2 protein-coding genes and 1 pseudogene are annotated in these 2,568 nt (G+C 71.5%); 2 read left to right on the forward strand and 1 reads right to left on the reverse strand.

Annotation, left to right across the window (positions count from 1 at the left end):
• Positions 1-173: 173 nt before the first annotated feature.
• Positions 174-1,007 carry a DUF6502 family protein gene (locus tag JWQ05_RS11335; RefSeq protein ID WP_299658549.1) on the forward strand — a complete coding sequence of 278 codons (834 nt, stop codon included), beginning with the start codon at positions 174-176 and terminating at the stop codon, positions 1,005-1,007.
• Positions 1,008-1,018: 11 nt separating this feature from the next.
• Positions 1,019-2,269: a DUF5666 domain-containing protein gene (locus JWQ05_RS11340; RefSeq protein ID WP_299658550.1), complete on the forward strand. Its 1,251-nt coding sequence runs from the start codon at positions 1,019-1,021 to the stop codon at positions 2,267-2,269.
• Positions 2,270-2,307: 38 nt separating this feature from the next.
• On the opposite strand, the pseudogene JWQ05_RS11345 reads toward JWQ05_RS11340, so the two are convergent.
• Positions 2,308-2,568 (reverse strand): annotated as a pseudogene (locus JWQ05_RS11345) (phosphorylase); the annotation flags it as partial.

The following is a 2,568-nucleotide window of genomic DNA, read 5'->3' on the forward strand; positions in this document are numbered from 1 at the left end:
AGGACGCTGAACGATCGGGCCGCAACGGGATCATCGAATGGCTCCGTGGGAAAAATGACCACACGACTTTCTATGTGTGTAAATTTCCCACGTCAATCGAAAATCGGGGACATCGCGTGCGGGTTCGCACCGCGTGGGATTGTCGCCCACGGGCGAACGCCTAAGGTAGCGGCATGATCGATCCGTCCGATGCACCCTCCGAGGGGGCGAGCCTGCATGCTCCGGTGGCGCGCCTGCTGCGCCCACTGGTGCGTCTGTTCGTGGCGCGTGGCATCACCTTCCCGGCGCTGACCACGCTCCTGCGCGAACTCTACGTCAACGTCGCCGAGTACGACTTCGCCCTGCCAGGCAAGGAGCAGACGGACAGCCGCGTCAGTCTCCTGACAGGCATCCACCGCAAGGAGGTCAGCCGCCTCCGCGGAGCGGGCGCGCCGGTGAGCGCCGTACCCTCGGCGGTCTCGCGCACGAGCCGGATCATCGCGCGCTGGCTGGCCGATCCGAAATTCACCGATGCCGCCGGGCAACCGCTGCCGCTCGTCCGGGCCGGTGAAGGAAGCACACCGTCCTTCGAGAGCCTCGTCACCGCCGTGACCCGTGACCTGCGACCCCGCGCCGTGCTCGACGAATGGCTCGACCGTGGGCTGGTGATCGCGGACGGGGAGGGCCGCATCGTCCTGGCCGAGGCCGCCTACGTGCCGAAGGGCGGAGGGGAATCGCACCTCTATTACTTCGGCCGGAACCTGCACGACCACATCGCCGCGAGTGTCGCCAACATCACCGCCCCGGCGCCGCGCTTCCTGGAGCGCGCCGTCCACTACGACGGCCTCTCGAAGGACCTCGCCGAGCGCCTGGAGGCGCGGGCCCGCGAGATCGCCATGGAGGCGCTTCAGCAGGCCAACCGCGAGGCCCATGCCGCCTGCGAGACCGATTCCGGTGGAAACCATCGCTGGAACTTCGGCCTCTACGTCTATGCCGAGGCCGTGCCGCCGACGGCGGCCGACGCGTGACGGGGACGTCCATGCGCGTGCCCACCCGGCGTGATGCCCTGCGCCTGCTCGCGCTGGCGCCCTTGGCGGCGACAGCCTTGGCGCCGGCGGCGTGGGCCGAGCCCCAGCCACCGATCCGCGACCAGGGGATCGGCGGCACGGGCGCCCGCCCGACCCAACCGCCCGAAGAGGCCCCCGACGAAGGCGGGGACCGGGGTATCGGCGGCACCGGTGTGATCGGAACGATCCGGCGCTTCGGTTCGATCGTCGTCAACGATCTGCGCATCGCCTACCCGAAGGACGTCGCGGTTCGCATCGACGGCGTTCCGGCCACGGTCTCCGACCTGAGGATCGGGCATGTCGTCCGGGTCGTGGCGCGCGAGGGGGCGGGCGGGCTCTCGACACGGCGCATCGACGTCACAAGCGAGGTCGTCGGCCCGGTGGAGGCGATGGCGAAGGGAACCCTGACGGTGCTCGGGCAGCGGGTGGCAGTGCCGGCCGGTTCCGCTGCGCGCTGGACGGTGGGTGAGCGCGTCGCCGTCAGCGGCCTGCGCCGGCCTGACGGTGTGATCGTCGCGAGCCTGATCGAGGCGCGGGGCGCCGGCGCGATGCAGGTCGCAGGGCGCTTGCGCCGGGGAGCCGACGGGGCCGCCACGATCGAAAACCTTCGCCTGACCGGCGTCGAGACGAAGCATTTCGGACGGCGCGTCACGGTGACGGGGGAGAGGACCGGAACGGGTCTCGCCGTCACGCGCATCGAAGAGGCACGGGCCCTGTTCGTTCCCGGCCTGCGCCGGGTCTCCATCGAGGCTTACGTCGGGCGAAACGGCCGGGGGCTGAACCTCGGCTCCGGGTTCGACGTCGTGGGGACGCCCGAGGGAACCGTGCCGAAGCGCGGCAGCGTCCGCGCCGTCGTCACGGCGCAGGACGGGCGTCTCACCGTGGAACGCCTGCGCATCGACGTGCGGGGGACCGAACACCCGGCCACGCCGGACATCGATCGGCGCGGGGCGGCGCCGCGCCTCGAGGGTCCGCGTCCGGATGCGTCACGACCCCGAGGCTTGCCCGGCGGGTCGCCGCATCTCGACATCGACACGCGCACGCCTGGGGGCGTGGGACCGAGCGGCTTCGGCGGTCGCGGAAGCGGATTCGGCGGGCCAGGGGGCCCCGAGCGGCCCGGTGGTTTCGAGCGTCCCGGCGGCCTGGGGCGCGGCCCCGGCGGGTTCGGTGGAGGCGGAGGACCGGGCGGATTCGGCGGGGGCGGCGGTCCGGGCGGACGCTGACAGGCGCAGCGAAAAGTTCAGGTTGGAGGCGCCCGCCGCTAAGGCACAGCCAGCCCAGCGCCGAGATGCGTCCGGCAGCGCTTCAGGCTCGCGAACGCTTTTCCCGAATCGCGCGCGAGGTGGATCAGCGGCCGGATCTGCGATGGATCCCGCAGGACCGCCGAAAGTACCGCCCAGACGTCCGGCTCGCCGTTCGGCTTCAGAGCCTTGGCGGCAAAACCCGGGATGGCGCGCGTCGCGGGATCGCACACGATGCGCAGCGCGGCGAACGGCAAGCCGTACTGCTCGGCAAAAGAGGC

Origin of the sequence: Methylobacterium sp., from assembly GCF_028290105.1 — a bacterium.
Lineage (GTDB): Bacteria > Pseudomonadota > Alphaproteobacteria > Rhizobiales > Beijerinckiaceae > Methylobacterium.